General features: G+C 71.1%; 15 protein-coding genes. 5 read left to right on the plus strand and 10 right to left on the minus strand.

The window, feature by feature from the left end; all coding sequences use genetic code 11:
- Window positions 1-22 precede the first annotated feature (22 nt).
- The 5 genes from ACN6LB_RS06175 to ACN6LB_RS06195 all read right to left on the minus strand — a co-directional run bounded on the left by ACN6LB_RS06175 (window position 23) and on the right by ACN6LB_RS06195 (window position 6,292).
- Window positions 23-280 (minus strand): hypothetical protein, encoded by a 258-nt coding sequence (locus ACN6LB_RS06175; protein WP_445024885.1) that lies wholly within the window; start codon window positions 278-280, stop codon window positions 23-25.
- 96 nt (window positions 281-376) lie between these two features.
- The gene (locus ACN6LB_RS06180; RefSeq protein ID WP_445024886.1) at window positions 377-2,506 is read right to left on the minus strand and encodes a fructose-specific PTS transporter subunit EIIC; all 2,130 of its coding nucleotides are present in this window, start codon (window positions 2,504-2,506) and stop codon (window positions 377-379) included.
- Between the two features lie 349 nt (window positions 2,507-2,855).
- On the minus strand, window positions 2,856-3,803 hold the full coding sequence (gene pfkB / locus ACN6LB_RS06185) for a 1-phosphofructokinase (RefSeq protein ID WP_445024887.1): 948 nt from the start codon (window positions 3,801-3,803) through the stop codon (window positions 2,856-2,858).
- Window positions 3,800-4,561, minus strand: a complete 762-nt coding sequence (locus ACN6LB_RS06190) for a DeoR/GlpR family DNA-binding transcription regulator (protein ID WP_356133273.1) — start codon at window positions 4,559-4,561, stop codon at window positions 3,800-3,802. The genes pfkB and ACN6LB_RS06190 overlap by 4 nt, the downstream gene beginning before the upstream one ends.
- Window positions 4,562-4,747: 186 nt before the next feature.
- The gene (locus ACN6LB_RS06195; RefSeq protein WP_356133275.1) at window positions 4,748-6,292 is read right to left on the minus strand and encodes an MFS transporter; all 1,545 of its coding nucleotides are present in this window, start codon (window positions 6,290-6,292) and stop codon (window positions 4,748-4,750) included.
- Window positions 6,293-6,408: 116 nt separating this feature from the next.
- Between ACN6LB_RS06195 and ACN6LB_RS06200 the strand changes: the two genes are divergently transcribed.
- A complete protein-coding gene (locus tag ACN6LB_RS06200; RefSeq protein WP_445024888.1) occupies window positions 6,409-7,383 on the plus strand; it encodes a helix-turn-helix transcriptional regulator in 975 nt (324 codons plus the stop codon).
- 43 nt (window positions 7,384-7,426) lie between these two features.
- On the opposite strand, the gene ACN6LB_RS06205 is transcribed toward ACN6LB_RS06200, so the two are convergent.
- Entirely contained in the window at window positions 7,427-8,131 is a 705-nt protein-coding gene (locus ACN6LB_RS06205; RefSeq protein ID WP_445024889.1) for a TetR family transcriptional regulator, read from the minus strand.
- A gap of 395 nt (window positions 8,132-8,526) precedes the next feature.
- Complete coding sequence (locus ACN6LB_RS06210) at window positions 8,527-9,528, minus strand: sigma-70 family RNA polymerase sigma factor (RefSeq protein ID WP_356133279.1); 1,002 nt, start codon at window positions 9,526-9,528, stop codon at window positions 8,527-8,529.
- Window positions 9,529-9,701: 173 nt separating this feature from the next.
- Here ACN6LB_RS06210 and ACN6LB_RS06215 point away from each other — a divergent pair, with 173 nt between their 5' ends.
- Window positions 9,702-10,217, plus strand: a complete 516-nt coding sequence (locus ACN6LB_RS06215) for a GNAT family N-acetyltransferase (protein WP_445024890.1) — start codon at window positions 9,702-9,704, stop codon at window positions 10,215-10,217.
- Between the two features lie 29 nt (window positions 10,218-10,246).
- Here the strand turns inward: ACN6LB_RS06215 and ACN6LB_RS06220 are convergent, their stop codons facing one another.
- The gene (locus tag ACN6LB_RS06220; protein WP_445024892.1) at window positions 10,247-11,032 is read right to left on the minus strand and encodes a dioxygenase family protein; all 786 of its coding nucleotides are present in this window, start codon (window positions 11,030-11,032) and stop codon (window positions 10,247-10,249) included.
- A 143-nt stretch (window positions 11,033-11,175) separates the two neighbouring features.
- On the opposite strand from ACN6LB_RS06220, the gene ACN6LB_RS06225 reads away from it, so the two are divergent.
- Window positions 11,176-11,691, plus strand: coding sequence for a MarR family winged helix-turn-helix transcriptional regulator (locus ACN6LB_RS06225; protein ID WP_445024893.1), 516 nt, complete (start codon window positions 11,176-11,178; stop codon window positions 11,689-11,691).
- Between the two features lie 175 nt (window positions 11,692-11,866).
- Here the strand turns inward: ACN6LB_RS06225 and ACN6LB_RS06230 are convergent, their stop codons facing one another.
- Window positions 11,867-13,414 (minus strand): MFS transporter, encoded by a 1,548-nt coding sequence (locus tag ACN6LB_RS06230; RefSeq protein WP_356133288.1) that lies wholly within the window; start codon window positions 13,412-13,414, stop codon window positions 11,867-11,869.
- A 198-nt stretch (window positions 13,415-13,612) separates the two neighbouring features.
- The gene (locus tag ACN6LB_RS06235) at window positions 13,613-14,263 is read right to left on the minus strand and encodes a TetR/AcrR family transcriptional regulator (protein ID WP_356133290.1); all 651 of its coding nucleotides are present in this window, start codon (window positions 14,261-14,263) and stop codon (window positions 13,613-13,615) included.
- Between the two features lie 272 nt (window positions 14,264-14,535).
- On the opposite strand from ACN6LB_RS06235, the gene ACN6LB_RS06240 reads away from it, so the two are divergent.
- Both ACN6LB_RS06240 and ACN6LB_RS06245 read left to right on the plus strand, forming a co-directional pair.
- Window positions 14,536-15,831, plus strand: coding sequence for a M6 family metalloprotease domain-containing protein (locus ACN6LB_RS06240; RefSeq protein ID WP_445024894.1), 1,296 nt, complete (start codon window positions 14,536-14,538; stop codon window positions 15,829-15,831).
- A gap of 97 nt (window positions 15,832-15,928) precedes the next feature.
- Complete coding sequence (locus ACN6LB_RS06245) at window positions 15,929-17,662, plus strand: IclR family transcriptional regulator domain-containing protein (protein WP_445024895.1); 1,734 nt, start codon at window positions 15,929-15,931, stop codon at window positions 17,660-17,662.
- Window positions 17,663-17,718: the final 56 nt, after the last annotated feature.

Consider the following 17,718-nt stretch of genomic DNA (forward strand, 5'->3'; position numbering starts at 1 on the left):
CCGGCCGAAGCGGGCCTTCCGGTTACGGTCGGCCGTCGCTGAACTGGCGTACCAGACCGGCGAATGCGTCGCGTTCCGCCGGGGTCAGCTCGACGCATTCCACGCCGGGGCCCGTCTGGCGCTGACTGGGCAGGGCCCACAGAGCGTCGCCGGGGCGCACCGCCGCGGCCTCGAACCGGTTCCGGCGCAGGAGCCGTATCAGGCCGACGACCCAGACGGCGGTCGCCAGGGCGAGGACGGCCACGCCTGTCAGTTGGAGGATCGACGCGTGCTCGGGCATACGTTCCAGTAGACACCACAGTCCGGGACTTTGGTCCCGGACCGTGACGCATCTCGCAGGTGCGGCAAATGACTCACCGTTGCCGCAAAGGGTAATTCAGGCCGCGACCGGCTCCTTTGAGTCGGCCTTGGCGGATATCGGTGCCCCGGCCGGCTCGGCGGCGCCCCCGGGAGCCTGCTTCCGCATGCCCTTCAGGACGACCACCAGGGCGGTGGAGACGCAGACACCCGCGGCGATGGCGACGAGGTAGAGGAACGGGTTGCCCATCAGCGGGACCACGAAGACGCCGCCGTGCGGGACGCGCTGCGAGGCGCCGAAGGCCATCGACAGGGCGCCGGTGACCGCGCCGCCCGCCATCGAGGCCGGGATGACGCGCAGCGGGTCGGCCGCGGCGAACGGGATCGCGCCCTCCGAGATGAAGGAGGCGCCGAGGACCCAGGCCGCCTTGCCGTTCTCGCGTTCGGTCTCGGTGAAGAGCTTGCCGCGCACGGTCGTGGCGAGGGCCATGGCCAGCGGCGGAACCATGCCGGCCGCCATCACCGCGGCCATGATCTTCATGGCGGAGTCGCTGGGGCTGGCGACCGCGATACCGGCGGTGGCGAAGGTGTACGCGACCTTGTTGACGGGGCCGCCGAGGTCGAAGCACATCATCAGGCCGAGGATGACGCCGAGTCCGATGGCGTTGGCTCCGGAGAGGCCGTTGAGCCAGTCGGTCATGCCCTTCTGGGCGGACGCGATCGGCTTGCCGATCACCACGAACATCAGGAAGCCGACGACGATCGAGGAGATCAGTGGGATCACGACGACCGGCATGATGCCGCGCATCACCGGCGGGATGTCGATCTTCTGGATCGCCAGGACGATCGCGCCGGCGATCAGCCCCGCGGCCAGACCGCCGAGGAAGCCCGCGTTGATGGTGAGGGAGATCGCACCGCCGACGAAGCCGGGGACGAGGCCTGGCCGGTCCGCCATGCCGTAGGCGATGTAGCCCGCCAGGACCGGGACCAGGAAGCCGAAGGCCGCGACGCCGATCTGGAAGCTGAGCGCACCCCAGCTGTCGATCTGGCCCCAGTCGAAGTGCTGGGTGACCGACGGCATCTTGGCGACCAGGTACCCGTTGTCGCCGCCCAGGGCGAAGCCGAGGGCGATCAGCAGACCGCCCGCGGCGACGAACGGCACCATGTAACTGACGCCGGACATCAGCCACTTGCGGAGCTTGGTGCCGTAGCCCTCGCCGGAGTCGCCGACGCGCTCGACGGGGCTGCCGGGCGACGCGGCGCCCGCGGTGACCTCGCCGCGCTCCGCCTTGCCGCGGACCTCGGAGATCAGCTCGGCGGGGCGGTTGATGCCCGCCTTCACGCCGACGTCGACGGTCGGCTTTCCGGCGAAGCGGTCCTTTTCCCGTACGGGCACGTCGTGGGCGAAGATCACGCCGTCCGCGGCGGCGATGACGGCCGGGTCGAGCCGGGCGAAGCCGGCCGAGCCCTGCGTCTCCACGACGATCTCGACGTCGGCGGCGTCGCGTCCCGCGTTCTCCAGCGACTCGGCGGCCATGTACGTGTGCGCGATGCCGGTGGGGCAGGAGGTGACGGCGACGATACGGAAGGGGCGCGCGTCCTCGCCGCCGGTGGCGCCCGGCGCCGGGGCGGGTCCGTCCTCGACGGTCGCGCCCGGCACCGGGGCCGTGCTGCCCGCGGCGGCGTCGGAGGAAGCCGTCCCGGCCGGCGCCGCCGCGGAGTCCGTGGCTTCCTGGGTGCCGTCCGACGCGGCCGCGGCCGCCGGGGACGAGTCCCCGCGGATGAGTGCGGCCGCGGCCCCCGCGTCGTCCACGGACCGCAGCGCGGACGTGAACTCGGCGTTCATCAGCTGGCGGGCCAGGGACGACAGGATCGTGAGATGCGCGTCGTCGGCGCCCGCCGGTGCGGCGATCAGGAAGATCAGGTCGGCGGGCCCGTCCGGCGCGCCGAAGTCGATGCCGGCGGCGCTGCGCCCGAAGGCGAGCGTCGGCTCGGTGACATGGGCGCTCCGGCAGTGCGGGATGCCGATGCCGCCGTCGAGGCCGGTCGGCATCTGGGCCTCGCGGGCGGCCACGTCGGCGAGGAAGCCGTCGAGGTCGGTCACCCGGCCCAGGGTCACCATGCGCTCGGCGAGGGCGCGTGCCGCCGCCTCTTTGGTATCGGCGGACAGGTCGAGGTCGACCAGGTCCGCGGTGATCATCTCGCTCATCGCGGGCTCCTTCGCACGCGTGCCGCCCGAGGGGAGTGGTGGGCGGGGGTGGGGACGGGGGTGCTGCACCCGGAGGGGGGTTCCGAGGGGATGGGGATGCCAGGGGTGGCAGGAGTGCCAGGGGTGGCACGAGGGGCGGAGGCGGGGCCGGGGAAGCCCCGCCTCCGGACAGCTGCGGCGGGGAACGGGGAGTACCGCCGCGCCTGGGCCGGTTCAGGGGATGTGCGGGGTGCGGACATCGCCGTACAGGACGCACGGGACACCCAGGACTCGCCGACCGTCGTACGGAACGCGCCCGTCGCGCAGGTGTGCGGCTCACCGCATGCGCCGCGGGTGCGTCGTCCGGTGTTCATGACACCGGCTCCGTCAGGGCGCGGTCCATGGGGATCTCCGGGGTGACCGTGACGGTGGAGGGGTCGAGGTCGGCCGGGGTCGGCATGACGCTGCCGGGAAGTCGGACGGCCGCGGCGCCGTGGGCGACGGCGGAGGCGAGGGCCTCGGGACCGCTGCCGCCGGCGATCAGGAAGCCGGCGAGCGAGGAGTCGCCGGCGCCCACGTTGCTGCGTATGGCGTCGACGCGCGCGCTGCCGAACCAGGCGCCCGACCCGTCGACGAGCAGTTGCCCGTCCGCGCCGAGGCTCGCGAGCACGGCGCGGGCGCCCAGTTCGCGCAGTTCCTCGGCCGCCTTCATCGCGTCGCCCACCGTGGCGAGAGGGCGCCCGACGGCTTCCGCGAGCTCCTCGGCGTTCGGCTTGACCACGTCGGGCCGCTCGCGCAGCGCGGCCAGCAGAGCGGGCCCGGAGGTGTCCAGCGCGATCCGCGCGCCCTCGGCGTGCGCCCGCGCGACCAGGGTGGCGTACCACGACGGCGCGAGCCCCCGCGGCAGGCTCCCGCAGCACGCGATCCAGGCGGCGTCGCGGGACTGCTGTCGTACGGTCTCCAGGAGCAGTTCCTCCTCGGCCGCCGACAGTTCAGGACCGGGAGCGTTGATCTTCGTCAGTACGCCGTCCGCCTCGGCGAGCGCGATGTTCGAGCGGGTGGCCCCGGCGACCGGGACCGGCGCGACCTCGATGCCCTGCGCGTCGAGCAGGTCCGCGACGAGTGCGCCCGGTGCACCGCCCAGGGGCAGTACGGCCACCGTGCGCTGTCCGGCGGCGGCGACCGCCCGTGAGACGTTCACGCCCTTGCCGCCGGGGTCCATGCGCTCGCCGGTGGCCCGGATGACCTCGCCGCGGTCGAGCGAGGGGACCTCGTAGGTGCGGTCCAGGGAGGGGTTGGGGGTGACGGTGACGATCATGCGCGTACTACTTCCGTGCCGGCGCGCTCGATGGCGGTGGCGTCCTCGGGGCTCAACCCGCTGTCGGTGATCAGCAGGTCCACATCGCTCAGGTCACCGAAGCGGGCGAAGTGCTCCTGGCCGTGCTTGGCGGAGTCGGCGAGCAGGACCACACGGCGCGCGGCGTGCACGGCGGCGCGCTTCACGGCGGCCTCGGCGAGGTCGGGGGTGGTCAGTCCGTACTCGGCGGAGAAGCCGTTGGCGGCGATGAACAGGACGTCGGCGCGGATCTCGCCGTACGCGCGCAGCGCCCAGGCGTCCACGGCGGCGCGCGTCCGGTTCCGTACGCGCCCCCCGACCAGGTGGAGCTGGATGCCGGGATGGTCCGCGAGGCGGGCCGCGTTCGGCAGGCTGTGGGTGACGACGGTGAGCGTCGACTCCAGCGGGATCATTCCGGCCAGCCGCGCGACCGTCGTACCGGCGTCGAGGATCATCGTGCCCTCGGCCGGCAGCTCCGCGAGGGCGGACTTGGCGATCCGGTCCTTCTCGTCGGCCGCGGTGGACTCGCGCTCGGCGAGGTCGGGCTCGAAGTCCAGGCGTCCGGCCGGTATCGCACCACCGTGCACGCGGCGTACCAGGCCCGCGCGGTCGAGGGCCTTCAGATCGCGGCGGATGGTCTCCGCGGTGACCTGGAACTCCTCGGCCAGCGACAGGACGTCCACCCGGCCGCCGTCACGGGCGAGCCGCAGGATCTCCTGCTGCCGCTCCGGTGCGTACATGTCCGTTCGCCTCCGATTGATGCCCGAACCTGTGGTTTCAGTCGGAGGCTACGCCCGGATTTCCGGAAAGTAAACAGGTTCGGGCTTCAAGTGGGCATGAACGGACTTTCGTCACGCGTGAGGGAACAGCCATGGCCCCGCACCTGAGGTGCGGGGCCATGAGGCAGTGCTCTGGTTCGGAAGGGGTCAGGAGACGAGCTCCGGCTCCTTCGCCGCCCCCTCCGTCGCCCCGTCCTCGGCACCCTCCACGTGCTGCGCCGGCCGCTTCGGCAGGGCGAACATCAGCAGGAAGATGACGCCCATCACCGCCGCGACCCAGCCCAGCGAATGCTCGAAGGCGTTCGCGAAGGCGGGTCCCACCTGGGCCGCGGTGATCCGGTCGCTTATCTCGCCGAAGAAGACCACGGACACCAGCCCGAGTCCGAGCGCGTTGCCCATCTGCTGCACGGTGTTGATGAGTCCGGACGCCGAACCGGCGTGCTCGCGCGGGACCTCCGAGAGCACCGCGTCGGTCAGCGGGGCCACGATGAAGCCCATCCCGGCGCCCATGACCACCAGGGGGAGCGCCATCTGCCAGGAGGCGATGTCCATGCCGTACCGGTCGGACTCCCAGATGTAGATGAGCACGCCGAGCCCCATGATCAGGGCGCCCGCCTGGAGCACCTTGCGTCCGAAGCGCGGGACCAGCAGCTGTACCGACATGCCCGCCGCGGCCGACACGGCGATCGAGAACGGGACGCCGGTCAGACCGGCGTGCAGCGGGGTCCAGCCCAGCCCGTACTGCATGTACATCGTCCAGACCAGGAAGAAGATGCCGAGCGCGACACCGAAGACGGTCTGTACGGCGATGCCCGCGGCGAAGCTCTTCACCTTGAACAGCGACAGCTCGACCAGCGGCGAACCGTCCCGCGCCGCCTTCCGCCGCTCGTACGCCACCAGCGCCGCGAACACACCGAGCGCGCCGACCATCGACACGTACCCCCACAGCGGCCAGCCCAGCTCACGGCCGCGGGTGAGCGGGTAGAGCAGCATCAGCAGGCCGAGGGTGACGAGCGCGACGCCGACGAGGTCCAGCTTGAGCGCCTTCGGCGCCTTGGACTCGGTGATGAACTTCCGGCCCAGGATCAGCGCGGCCACGCCCACCGGCAGGTTGATGAGGAAGATCGGCCGCCATTCGAGCCCGAACAGGTTCCACTCGGTGAGCAGGGCGCCGAGCAGCGGACCGGACACCGCGCCGAGTCCGACGACCGCGCCGAAGAGCCCGAAGACCTTGCCGCGCTCGTGCGCCGGGAACGTCGCGTGCACGATCGACAGCACCTGCGGCACCATCATCGCGGCCATGCCGCCCTGCAGAATGCGCGAGGCGACGAGCATCTCCGGGTTCGCGGCGAAGCCGCAGAGCGCGGAGGCGAGCGTGAATCCGCCGACGCCTATGAGGAACAGCCGCTTGCGGCCGTGGATGTCGCCGAGCCGTCCACCGGTGATGAGCCCGGCGGCGAAGGCCAGCGCGTAGCCCGCCGTGATCCACTGGATCTGGCTGAACGACGCGCCCGCGTCGCGCTGGATCGACGGGATCGCGATGTTGACGATCGTGACGTCGACCAGGTCCATGAAGGCGGCGGTCATCACGATGGCGAGCGCGAACCAGCGGCGCCGGTCGGTGGTGTCCGCTGCGGCGGCCCCGGCGGCCTCGGCGGCCGGTGTGCTCGGAGGGGTCTCGGTGGAGGTCATGCATCGAAGATTAGGACCCCATTAGGTCAGATCGTGTCCTAGTTGTGCGGCAATCTGAAAGACATGACGACAACACGGAACGACGACCGTGACGAACGCCCGCCCGAGGGGGCCTCATGACCACCGACACGCCGGCACGGCTGCTTCAGCTCCTCTCGCTCCTCCAGACCCCCCGCGAATGGCCCGGCGGCGAGCTCTCCGAGCGGCTCGGGGTGTCCCGTCGCACGGTCCGCCGCGATGTCGACCGGCTGCGCGAGCTGGGGTATCCGGTGCAGGCCACCAAGGGTTCCGACGGCGGGTACCGGCTGGTGGCCGGGAAGGCGATGCCGCCGCTCGTGCTGGACGACGAGGAGGCGGTGGCGATCGCGGTGGGCCTGCGGGCCGGCGCCGGGCACGCCGTCGAGGGCGTGGACGAGGCCTCCGTACGCGCCCTCGCCAAGCTGGAGCAGGTGCTGCCGAGCCGGCTGCGGCACCGGGTGTCCGTCCTCCAGGCCGCGACCACCCCGTTGACCAGCGGCGACGGGGCGAGCATCGCGCCCGAGACGCTGACCGTGATGGCCTCGACGGTGGCCGGGCAGGAGCGGCTGCGGTTCGCGTACCGCTCCGGGGACGGCACGCCGTCGCGGCGCCTGACCGAGCCCTACCGGCTCGTGTCGACCGGCCGCCGCTGGTACCTCGTCGCGTACGACCTCGACCGCGAGGACTGGCGGACCTTCCGCGTCGACCGGGTCACCGAGCCCTTCGCGACAGGGGCCCGCTTCACCCCGCGCGAGCTGCCCACCGGGGACGCTGCGGAGTTTCTGCGGCAGTCGATGTTCCGGCGCCAGGAGACCTACGAGTTCGACGTCACGTTCGCCGCGCCCGCCGACTTCATCATCGCGCGCCTGCCCAAGTGGGTCGGCCCACCGGAGCCGATCGACGACCACAGCTGCCGGCTGCGCGGCTCCTCCGGCGACTCCGTGGAGTGGCTGGCGGTGCGCATCGCGATGGTGGACTGCGAGTTCACGGTCCACGAGCCGCCGGAACTGGTCGGATATCTACGGGACTTGGGGGCTCGGCTGACTCGGGCGGCGGGCGGCCGGGCGGCGTGAGCACCCGCCACTGAGCACGCCGTACAGCGCTTCGTGCGGCCCTTCATGCGGCGTTCCAGGGGAAGTCCCGCAGCGCCCCGAGGTGGCGCAGCGCCAGCTCGGCCGGGCCCTCCGGGCCGTCCGCCGCTGCGTCCCCGGCGGCCCAGGCCTCCACAGCCACGCGGACCGCCGCGCTCGCCACGGCGGCACCGAAACGGAGCTCGGGCGAGACGGCGATGGGGGCGGGGGCAGAAGCGGCCGGGACGTCGGGCACGGCGCGCCCCTCGCCCCCCGAGACCCGCACCGCCAGCACCCTCGCGAGCGTCCGCTCCCCCGTCTGGCAGGCCTCGCCCCAGACCCGCAGCAGGGCCGGGCTGGTCTCCGCCAGCCGGATCAGGGAGCGGACCCACTCCAGGGATTCCCGCCGTACGCCTATGCCGGGCGTCAGGGTCTGCTTGACCGCGTGGCGGAGCGCCTCGGGGACGGACAGGTCGGCGGGGGCGTCGCGTACTGCCTCCGCCCACTTCTGGGCGCCCGCGGCGAAGAGGGGGCCGAGCGCCTCCTCCTTGCTCGCGAAGTAGCGGTAGAACGTGCGTGGCGCGATGCCGGCGGCGCGGGCGATGTCCTCGGCGCGGGTGGCCCGCAGACCGTTCCGCATGAAGAGCGCGGCCGCGGACCGGGCGATCTCCATGCGCGTGGCGGCCTTGCGTCGTTCGATCAGCGAAGGGCCCGACCGCGGCGCCCTTCCGCCAGGGGTGGTACCGGTCACAAACGGCAGGTTATGCCTCTGTGGCACAATCTGCCATCCGGGTCACCCCGGGGTTCAGGTTCGGGGTGGCCCGTCGGCCTGCCCGAAACCCGCCGCTCCGCGTGTGTGGTGCCGGAAATGGAGCCGAGCCCCGGCGCCAGGGGGGGGTGAGGCGCCGGAGCTCGGCTCTGGAAGAGTCCCGACGCGAGGGGGGAGTGCGTCGGAACTCGGCTCTGTGGGTCCTGGGCGCGGTGCCCGGGACCGTTCAGTGGGTCCTGAAGGCTGGGCCCTGAAGTCTTGTGCCCAGTGCTCAGCAGGTTGAAGCGGCCTTACATGGCCATGTCCGGTCGATTTTCGCCCCCGTTTCGACCGCGACACGACCCTTTGTGTCATCGTGCGTCATCGATGACGCTTCCTTACGCCGCCGCGTCGAAGCCGGTGTCGCGGGCGAGCTTCTTCAGTTCCAGCAGGGCGTGCTTCTCGATCTGGCGGATGCGCTCGCGTGTGAGGCCGTGCTGCTTGCCGACCTCGGTGAGCGTGCGCTCCCGGCCGTCCTCGATGCCGTACCGCATCTTGATGATCGAGGCCGTGCGCTGGTCGAGGCGGCCGATCAGGTCGTCCAGTTCCTCGCTGCGCAGCAGGGTCAGGACCGACTGCTCCGGCGAGACCGCGGACGTGTCCTCCAGGAGGTCACCGAACTGGGTGTCACCGTCGTCGTCCACCCCCATGTTCAGCGAGACCGGGTCGCGGGCCCAGTCCAGGACGTCACCCACGCGCTCCGGGGTCGAGCCGAGCTCGGCGGCGATCTCCGTGTGCTCGGGGTCGCGCCCGTGCTCGCGGTTGAACTCGCGCTGCACCCGGCGTATCCGGCCCAGTTCCTCGACCAGGTGGACGGGGAGGCGGATCGTGCGCGACTGGTCGGCGATGGAGCGGGTGATGGCCTGGCGGATCCACCACGTGGCGTACGTGGAGAACTTGAAGCCCTTGCGGTAGTCGAACTTCTCGACCGCGCGCACCAGGCCGGCGTTGCCCTCCTGGATCAGGTCGAGGAGCGGGAGGCCGCTGCGGGGGTAGCGGCGCGCCACGGCGACGACCAGCCGGAGGTTCGAGCGGATGAAGACGTCCTTGGCCCGCTCGCTCTCGGCGACGAGCGCTTCCAGCTCTTCGCGGGTCGCCTCGGCCTTGGCATCGCCGACCTCTCCGGCAAGGATCTGCTGGGCGAACACACCCGCCTCGATGGTCTGCGACAGCTCGACTTCCTTCGCGGCGTCGAGCAGCGGTGTACGCGCGATTTCGTCGAGATACATGCCGACCAGGTCGCGGTCGGCGATCTCGCCGCCTGAGGTGCGAACGCTGTTTGCCGTGTCGGATCCGCGAGTGGCGGACGTACGACGCGCGGCGACGGCACGGGTTGCCATGCGTGCTCCCTTGCGATGGTGGGCTAGCGGGTGGTCCAGAACACTGGGTTCACCCTCGTCGGGTGCCCGGCATCCGATGGAAACAACGACTGGAAACCGGACAGAATTCCCACCCACCCCCTTATTTTTCTGATCATGCAGTACCCTGTGCCGCCACACCGGGAGGCCAAACGTTGTCGAAACGTACAGAGGTGCAGGTCAGGCCAGGAGTCGAAGCTGACCTCGACGCCCTCACGGACATCTACAACCACTACGTACGTGAGACGCCGATCACATTCGACACCGCCGTCTTCACGCCGGAAGAACGGCGCCCCTGGCTGCTCTCCCACCCTGAAGACGGCCCGCATCGGCTCATGGTTGCCAGCGATGTGAACTCACAGGCGATTCTTGGGTACGCCACATCCAGCGCGTTTCGCCCCAAGCCCGCGTACGGCACCTCCGTAGAGGTGACCGTCTACCTCGCCCCCGATGCGGGTGGGCACGGTATCGGCATACTTCTCTACAAGTCCCTCTTCGAGGCCCTGGCCGGGGAGGACCTGCACCGGGCCTACGCGGGCATCGCCCAGCCGAACGAGGCGTCCGCGCGGCTGCACGAACGCTTCGGGTTCCGGCACGTCGGCACCTACCGCGAGGTGGGCCGCAAGTTCGGCCGCTACTGGGACGTCGCCTGGTACGAGAAGGAGCTGTAGGGCTGCAGGGCCGCCCCACCGCCGCGAGGTCAGCCGAACTGCACCGACCGCTTCGCCAGCCCCATCCAGAAGCCGTCGATCACCGACCGCTGCCCGTCCAGCTCCCCCGTCGCGTCCGCCGCGCCCATCGCCACGAACAGCGGGGCGAAGTGCTCGGTGCGGGGGTGGGCCAGCCGCCCGGCCGGGGACTTGCGGGTGAAGTCGAGCAGCGCGTCCCAGTCACGAGTGTCCAGCGCCCGGTGGCCCCAGTCGTCGAACTCGACCGACCAGGACGGGATGCCGCCCTGCCGCAGCGCCGCCAGGTTGTGCGTGAAGAACCCGGAGCCCATGATCAGGACGCCTTCGTCGCGCAGCGGGGCCAGCTTGCGGCCGATCTCGAACAGCCGGACCGGGTCGAGGGTCGGCATGGAGATCTGCAGGACCGGGATGTCGGCGCCCGGGAACATCTCGACGAGCGGGACGTACGCCCCGTGGTCGAGTCCGCGGTCCGGGATGTCCTGCACCGGGGTGCCGGGCGCGCGCAGCAACTTCCGTACGGACTCGGCGAGTTCGGGGGCGCCGGGAGCCGCGTACGTCACCTGGTAGTAGTGCTCGGGGAAGCCCCAGAAGTCGTACACGAGGGGGACGGTGTGCACCGCGCCGAGGGCGAGCGGGGCCTCCTCCCAGTGGGCGGAGACGACGAGGATCGCCTTGGGGTGCGGGAGGTCGGCCGACCAGGCGGCGAGTTCACCGGGCCAGACCGGGTCGTCCGCGAGCGGCGGGGCGCCGTGGCTGAGATAGAGGGCGGGCATGCGCTCCTGAGTGGCGGCGGACATGACGGCGACTCCCTCCGGTGGATCAGCGATCCGAGGCCCTGCGCCCCGGCTTTCTGAATCTACTTGAATCCTCAAGCTTCTCTGGGCACAGCCTACCCCTTGGTTGTTTAATGTTCAAGGAGAAGGCTCGTACAGTGGAGTACATGAACACGGCACCGGCATCCGTACCCGCAGAAGAGCCCCGCTGGCTCACCGACGAGGAGCAGCGCATCTGGCGCTCCTACATGCACGCCACCACCCTCCTCGAGGACCACCTCGACCGCCAGTTGCAGCGTGACGCGGGTATGCCGCACATCTACTACGGCCTCCTCGTCGCGCTCGCCGAGGCACCGCAGCGCCGGCTGCGGATGACCGAGCTGGCCATGATGGCGAAGATCACCCGTTCCCGGCTCTCCCACGCGATCGCCCGCCTGGAGAAGAACGGCTGGGTGCGCCGCGAGGACTGTCCCTCCGACAAGCGGGGCCAGTTCGCGGTGCTGACCGACCAGGGCTACGAGGTCCTCGGCCGGACCGCGCCGGGCCATGTGAGCGCCGTACGGCAGGCGATGTTCGAGCGGCTCTCCCCCGAACAGCAGAAGGCCCTCGGCGAGATCATGGAGATCGTCGCCGAGGGACTCCAGCCGAAGGACGCGGGCGCCGACCTGCCCTGGCTGCGATAGCCGACCGGCAGAGGCAGCGGGTGGCGGACGCGGGTCCGCCCCGGCTCCGCTGAGCGCGGAACCGGGGCGGACCCTGGGATTCGTACATGCGAGGCGTCCCCACCCCTCGTACGTACGCGAAGTACCCGGAGGAAAGCGGCTCGGCCGATGAGGGGCTGCCGGTGAGGTCAGCCGGTCAGTGGGCGATCACCGGCACCTTGAGCTCGTCCTCGACGCCGTCGCCCTCGGTCGAGCCGGAGGCCGGGGTGAGGTCCGGGCGGCCGGCGTTGACGAAGGTGAAGGCGATCGCCGAGGCGACGACGAGGATGCCGACGGCGAACCAGATCGCGCTGGTGTAGCCCTTCACCATGGCCTCCAGCTGCACGAGCTGCTGCTGCGGCTTGGAGGCGGCACCGGCGATGTGGTCCTTGATGTACGACGTGGTGGCCGAGGCGGCGATCGTGTTCAGCAGCGCCGTACCGATCGCGCCGCCCACCTGCTGCGAGGTGTTGACCATGGCCGAGGCGACACCGGCGTCACGCGGCTGCACACCGATGGTGGCCAGCGACATCGCCGGCATGAACGCCGTACCCATGCCGAGGCCGAGCAGCAGCATGGCCGGCAGCAGCAGAGCGGCGTAGGAGGAGCCGATCTCCATCTGGGTCAGCAGCAGCATGCCGACCGCGGCGGTCAGGAAGCCGGGGCCCATCAGCAGCCGCGCCGGGACGCGGGTCATCAGGCGGGCGCCGATCTGGGTGGAGCCCGTGATCATGCCCACGATCATCGGCAGGAAGGCGAAGCCGGTCTTGACCGGCGAGTAGCCCTTCACGATCTGCAGGTAGTAGGTCAGGAAGAGGAACAGGCCGAACATCGCGATGATCGCGAGGCCGAGCGAGAGGTACACACCACCGCGGTTGCGGTCGGTGATGACGCGCAGCGGCAGCAGCGGCGCCTTGACGCGGGACTCGACGAACACGAAGGACGCGAGCAGCACGGCGGAGGCGACGAACATGCCGATGGTCACGGAGTCGCTCCAGCCCTCGGACTCGGCGCGCGTGAAGCCGTAGACCAGGGAGACCAGACCGAGGGTCGAGAGGATGACGCCCGGGATGTCGAGCGGCGAGCGGTTGCGGCCGCCGGCCGGCTCACGGATGACGAAGTACGCGCCCGCGGCCGCGACGATCGCGAACGGGATGTTGACGAAGAAGGTCCAGCGCCAGTTCAGGTACTCGGTGAGGAATCCGCCGAGGATCAGGCCGACGGCGCCACCGCCACCGGCGATCGCACCGTAGATGCCGAACGCCTTCGCGCGCTCCTTGGCGTCGGTGAACATCACCGCGAGCAGGGAGAGCGCGGCGGGCGCGAGCAGCGCGCCGAAGGCACCCTGCAGGGCGCGGGAGCCGAGCAGCATGGCCTCGCTCTGGGCGGCGCCGCCGAGGGCGGAGGCGAGGGCGAAGCCGATCAGGCCGGTGACGAAGGTGCGCTTGCGGCCCCAGATGTCGGCGATACGGCCGCCGAAGAGCAGCAGTCCGCCGAAGGCGAGGGCGTAGGCCGTGATGACCCACTGCCGGTTGCCGTCCGATATCCCCAGATCCTGCTGGGCGGAGGGCAGTGCGATGTTCACGATCGTCGCGTCGAGGACGACCATCAGCTGGGCGAGCGCGATGAACGCGAGCGCCTTCCAGCGGTTGCTGTGAGCGGCCCGCTCCTCCAAGGAGGCGGTGGCCTTTGCTGTTTCAGACATGGGGATACCCACTCCGGGACTTCGTAGCGAATTTCGCAGTGAACTTCGCGGTGAATTTCGCGGTGAATTTCTAGACCCGCGAGGAACGTCGATGGCGAAAAAGTTGAGGAAGGAGGCGGTCCGTCGGCGCTGACGGCCGGAAGCCTGTTGCGAGTGGTGACCGGCGCCGGGCGCCGAACCAATCGGTCGATCGGACGGTTACGGGGTGGCTCGTCGCAGGTCCTCCACGGTCGCGGCCGCGCCCGGCAGCACGGAGCGGGCGGGCGCCCGCAGCCCGTCCAGGAACAGCTGCAGATGACGGTGGACGAAGCTGTCGATGCCCTGGCACGCGGTGCCGGGCAGCGGCCTGCTGAGCTGACTGAGGGCGATCATCAGGTCGCCGAACTCGACGTCGGGGCGCAGCTGCCCTGCCGTACGGGCGCGCCGCATCAGCTCCTCCACCCGTTCCGTCGCCCGCTCGCGTGCGGCGAGCAGGTCCGGATGGCTCTGGTCGAAGCTCCCGCTGAGCATCGGGCAGAGCGCGCCGATCCGGTCCTCGACGGAGGCGTGCACGAAGCGGCTCAGCGCCTCGAAGGCATCGCCGTCCTCGGCCAGCGCCGTCTCGATCCGCTCCGACATACGGTCCATGACCGAGCAGACGACCTCGCGGGCCAGTGCGTCCCGGTCCGGGAAGTTGCGGTACACCGTGGCGTTGCCGACACCGGCCCGGCGGGCGATCTCGTCGAACGGCACCTCGTGGCCGAACTCGACGAACATCTCGCGGGCGGCGGCGACGATCCGCTCCCGGTTGCGCAGGGCATCGGCCCGCGGCCGGGGCACTCGGCGCTGCACGGGGGTGGCGGTCTCCACGGCGTACTCCTCGACTGACGGATGACTCTGGTGCGATCCGGGGAGTGGATCCCCGTTTCACTCGGACACATGGCTAAACGGGGAAACGATCCCCGGTTATTTCCCGCTCCCGGATTGTTTTGATGTGACCTGAGTCACATGCGCAACAGGGGCCTTCGGACAGGAACCCCTCGATCGGTCGACTCCAGCGCGCGCCCCCGCATCCCTCGACACAGGGTGATCGAAAGGGTGCAGCCGGCGACCGGTGGCTGCCGTGGAGCGAAGGGCCGCGTATGCAGCCGACCAGCCGTCGCGTGCAGCCCGTCAGCCGTCGGATACGCCCGCGCCGCGCGGCCGCGCTCGCCTCGGTGACCGTCCTGACGCTGGCGGTCAGCACCTCCGCCGGCACCGGGCACCTGACGGCGGGCCCCTCCGCGGCGGGCTCCATCGCGCTGGCCCGCACCACGGCGCTCGGTCCCTGCATGATCAACGGCCCCACGGACGTCCAGATGTCCGAGGGCCTGCCGACCCAGACCGGCTACTCCCGCTCCACCGGTACCGTCCGGGCCCTCAACCTCATGGTCGACTTCTCCGACGCGCCCGGGCAGGGCAGCGCCCTCGACCGGTTCCACGAGTTCTTCCCGCAGACCCAGAAGTGGTTCGCCACCAGTTCGTACGGCCGCCTCGACTACCGCCCCAAGGCCCCGATCCCGCACTGGCTGCGCATGCCCAAGTCCTTCAGGGCCTACGGCATAGAGCGCGGCGCCCCTTTCGACCCCGGCTACCGCGACCTGGTCCAGGACATCGTGGCCGCGGCCGACCCCACGGTCGACTTCCGCTCCTACGACCTCCTGAACATCCTGGTCACCCCGAACGCGGGACCCTCCGCCCTGGACACCGTCCTGTCGGTGACGTTCGCCGGGAACGCGGAGGCGCCGGTCGCGGACGGCGTCCCCGTCGCCAACGCGTCCTTCATCTACAGCCGCCAGGACGACGGCTCCGGCTCCTACCCGGACACCGGATACCGGGTGCTGCCGCACGAGAACGGCCACACCTTCGGCCTGCCCGACCTCTACACGGCGGACGGCGGCGGCGCCGTCGGGCACTGGGACATCATGAGCGAGGACTGGGGCGCCGACAACGACCTGCTCGGCTGGCACAAGTGGAAACTGGGCTGGCTCGACGACTCCCAGGTCAGCTGCGCCGCGGCACGCGGGCCCACCGAGTACACGCTCACTCCGCTGGCCCGGACCGGCGGCGCCAAGCTCGTCTTCGTACCGATCAGCAGGAAGACCGGCTACGCCCTCGAACTGCGCACCCGCGAGGGCAACGACTCCACCGTCTGCCGCCCCGGAATCCTCATCTACAAGGTCGACGCGAACGTCGACACCGGCAACGGCCCCATCAGCGTCTACGACTCCCGGCGCGACAGCGGCGGCTGCACCCGCAGCCCCAACGTCCACGCGGAACTCTCCGACGCGACCTTCGAGCCCGGCGAGTCCTTCAAGGACCCCCGCAGCGGCATCACGATCACGGTCGCGGGGGCGGACCCCTCCGGGGACTACCGGGTGCGGGTGACGCGGCGCTGAGCGAGGCGGGCCTCCCCCTCGCCGAGCCATCAGGCGCATCTCCCGGGCACGCACTACCGTCTACGGTGTCTCTTCCGAGATCCGCAACGGAGAGCCCATGCCATCGAACGCCGCCTCGGCCGCCACTCCGGAGAGTGCGGTGCCCGCCGAGGATTTCGCCGCAGCGGTGCCTGCCGAGGCGGTCGCCCCCCTTATGCGCGGTATCGCCGTCCTGCGACGGCTGACCGAGGCCGACGGGATGTCCAGCCTGAGCGGACTGGAGCGCGCCACCGGCCTCGCCCGTTCCACGGTCGACCGGATCACCGCGACCCTCGCGCGCATGGGATACGTACGCCTCGACGGCCGCGACGCCGTCCTCGCCCCGCGCCTGATGGAGCTCGGCAACGCCTACCTGTCCGCTCTGCGCCTGCCTCGCCTCCTGGACGCCCACGCGGACGCCCTCGCCGACGAGTTGGACGAGTCGGTGTCCCTCGCGGTCGGCGACCGCGACGGGATCCGCTTCATCCACCAGGCGACCCGGCGCCGCGCCATGTCACTGAGCTTCCGCATCGGCGATCTGCTGCCCGCCGAACGCACCGCGCCCGGACCGCTGTTCGCCACCGAGTGGGACGACGCGCAGTGGGCGCACTGGCACGAGCGCCGCGCGTCCGACCCGGAGGACCGCGGGTTCCCGGCGGTACCGGCGCGCAGCCGGCCGATCGACGTCACCGGCGACGGCGACGGCGTACGGCGCCGACAGCCCATCCCCGGCGAGGACTTCGAGCAGCGTACGGCCGAGGCGCGGGAGGCCGGTTGGGCGCTCGACGACCAGTTGATCGAGCCGGGGCTGGTCGCCCTCTCCGTACCCGTGCGGGAGGCCGACGGCGGCCGTATCGCCTGTGTGGTGAGCGTGGTGAGCCACACCAGCCGGCACAGCGCGGCCGATCTGCGCGACACGCTGCTGCCGCGGCTGCGCGCGGCCGTCGCCACGATGGAACGGGAGCTGCGCGAGGCGCCGCCCGCCCAGCCCGCCCCCGCGTCCGGCCTCGCCGCCTGGACCGGCGCCTCCAAGCAGGAACTGGGCCGGGAGTTCATCGAGTCGCTGGCCCGCGGGCTGACCGTGATCACCTCGTTCGGCGAGGGCCGCGCCGAGCTGACGCTCACGGAGGTCGCCCAGGCCACGGGCCTCGCCCGCGCGACCGCCCGGCGCGCCCTGATCACCCTGGAGCACCTCGGATACGTCACCGCGCACGGCCGGGTCTTCCGGCTCACCCCGCGCGTCCTGGGCCTCGGCTTCCCGCCGCTGTCCCGTGCGTCGCTCCCCCAGATCGCGGCGCCGCACCTCGCCCGACTCTCGCAGCGGCTGCAGGACTCGACGTCGCTCGCGATCCTGACGGGCGAGGAGATCCAGTACACGGCGCGCGTCTCCGTCAGCCGTGTCATGAGCGTCAACGTCACGACCGGCTCGCGACTGCCCGCGTACGCCACCTCGCTGGGCCGTGCGATCCTCGCCGATCTCCCGCCCACGGAACGGAAGTTGGGCCAACTGCGGCCGCTGACCCCGTACACGGTCACCGACCCGGAGCAACTGACGGCTCTGCTGGACGGCGTACGGGAGAACGGATTCGCCCTGGTCGACGGAGAGTTGGAGGAGGGGCTGCGTTCCATCGCCGTACCCGTGCGCGAGCGTGGCGGCCGGGTCGTGGCCGCCGTCAACGTCGCCATGCACAGCAGCCGCCGTACGCCCGAGGAATGCGTCACCAAGGTGCTGCCCGAGCTGCACTCGGCGGCCACGCGGATCGAGGCGGATCTGCGGGTGGCGGGGCGGTTTCGGCGGGTGTCGAACGCGTGAGTGAGGCCGGTGCCCTTGGGGGCACCGGCCTTGGTCGGTCACTGGTGGATCGAGGT

The sequence above is a fragment of the Streptomyces sp. SAS_270 genome, assembly GCF_052543295.1.

What these genes read in the sequence shown, in the direction of transcription:
- ACN6LB_RS06175 (WP_445024885.1), bottom strand. Translation starts at nt 280, where the DNA reads ATGCCCGAGCACGCGTCGATCCTCCAACTGACAGGCGTGGCCGTCCTC.
- ACN6LB_RS06180 (WP_445024886.1), bottom strand. Translation starts at nt 2,506, where the DNA reads ATGAGCGAGATGATCACCGCGGACCTGGTCGACCTCGACCTGTCCGCC.
- pfkB (WP_445024887.1), bottom strand. Translation starts at nt 3,803, where the DNA reads ATGATCGTCACCGTCACCCCCAACCCCTCCCTGGACCGCACCTACGAG.
- ACN6LB_RS06190 (WP_356133273.1), bottom strand. Translation starts at nt 4,561, where the DNA reads ATGTACGCACCGGAGCGGCAGCAGGAGATCCTGCGGCTCGCCCGTGAC.
- ACN6LB_RS06195 (WP_356133275.1), bottom strand. Translation starts at nt 6,292, where the DNA reads ATGACCTCCACCGAGACCCCTCCGAGCACACCGGCCGCCGAGGCCGCC.
- ACN6LB_RS06200 (WP_445024888.1), top strand. Translation starts at nt 6,409, where the DNA reads ATGACCACCGACACGCCGGCACGGCTGCTTCAGCTCCTCTCGCTCCTC.
- ACN6LB_RS06210 (WP_356133279.1), bottom strand. Translation starts at nt 9,528, where the DNA reads ATGGCAACCCGTGCCGTCGCCGCGCGTCGTACGTCCGCCACTCGCGGA.
- ACN6LB_RS06220 (WP_445024892.1), bottom strand. Translation starts at nt 11,032, where the DNA reads ATGTCCGCCGCCACTCAGGAGCGCATGCCCGCCCTCTATCTCAGCCAC.
- ACN6LB_RS06225 (WP_445024893.1), top strand. Translation starts at nt 11,176, where the DNA reads ATGAACACGGCACCGGCATCCGTACCCGCAGAAGAGCCCCGCTGGCTC.
- ACN6LB_RS06230 (WP_356133288.1), bottom strand. Translation starts at nt 13,414, where the DNA reads ATGTCTGAAACAGCAAAGGCCACCGCCTCCTTGGAGGAGCGGGCCGCT.
- ACN6LB_RS06240 (WP_445024894.1), top strand. Translation starts at nt 14,536, where the DNA reads ATGCAGCCGACCAGCCGTCGCGTGCAGCCCGTCAGCCGTCGGATACGC.
- ACN6LB_RS06245 (WP_445024895.1), top strand. Translation starts at nt 15,929, where the DNA reads ATGCCATCGAACGCCGCCTCGGCCGCCACTCCGGAGAGTGCGGTGCCC.